Here is an 884-nt window from a genome sequence, read left to right on the forward strand (position 1 = left end):
GCGGCCTGTACCGGATCCGGATACTGGGTGCCACGGGCGTTGCGCAGGGTGGCGATATGGTCGATGTTCACACCCAGATAGATTTCACTCATTGAGAACTCCTTGAAAGGCTTCATCTGTTGACTGCGCGGTCAGCGAATCACACCGCGCCAATATCCGTATGTCTGTAATCTGTGTCAGCCTTGCATACTGGCTTTGCGTTTTAAAAACAGCTCCCGGCTCTTTAGCTGGCGCTTGCCCAGATAGGGTTGCAGTGCCAATCGGCTGAAACGTTTGGCCGCCTGCAGCAAGGGAGGTGTATCGAAACGTCCCTCGGCAAAGGCGAGCAGGTGGGCACCGAGAAACAGGGTACGGGGATCCGGCGCCCGCTCGCAAGCAACAAAGCCCAATTCACGCTCGAAGCCATAGAGCAAGTTCGGCTCGATGGGCGACTCGTCGTCCGCCGTGTATTCGAAATCCACAGCATACCCGAGCGCCTGCAACAGCAGGAACTCGAAGCGACGCAGCGGCAGCTCCGGCGTCTCGCCATCGGCCAGCGCCATGATGGCACGGGCATAGGCATCGAATACTTCGGGGAACGGGGTGTGCGCTTCCAGCAGGTAGTAAACCAGCTCGTTGAGATAGAGGCCGTAGAAGAGGCGATCGCCGCCGAGACGCAGGGAGTGATCCGGGCATTCGACCTGGGTGAGGTTCTTGAGATCCCCCTTGCCGCGCCAGGCGATGGTAAGCAGGGTAAAGGGTTGCAGCAGCCCCTTGAGAGGGGAGCGTGGCCCGCGAGAACCGCGAGCCACCAGAGTAAATCGGCCACTATCCTGGGTGAAGACCTCGACCAGCTGGCTGGTCTCCCGATAGGGCCGACTGTGGATGACGAAAGCCGGAGTCAG

The 884-nt window shown here is 59.7% G+C and carries 2 protein-coding genes; both read right to left on the minus strand.

Annotated features, from left to right (window positions below; translation table 11 throughout):
• Positions 1-92, minus strand: a 92-nt coding sequence (locus G5358_RS21410; RefSeq protein WP_421324919.1) for a pyridoxine 5'-phosphate synthase, incomplete at its 3' end; no start/stop codon positions are given.
• An 84-nt stretch (positions 93-176) separates the two neighbouring features.
• On the minus strand, positions 177-884 hold a 708-nt coding region (gene recO, locus G5358_RS21415), incomplete at its 5' end, for a DNA repair protein RecO (RefSeq protein ID WP_421324918.1).

The sequence above is a fragment of the Aeromonas sp. 604176 genome (genome assembly GCF_049170755.1).
In the GTDB taxonomy this organism is placed as follows: Bacteria; Pseudomonadota; Gammaproteobacteria; order Enterobacterales; family Aeromonadaceae; genus Aeromonas; species Aeromonas veronii_A.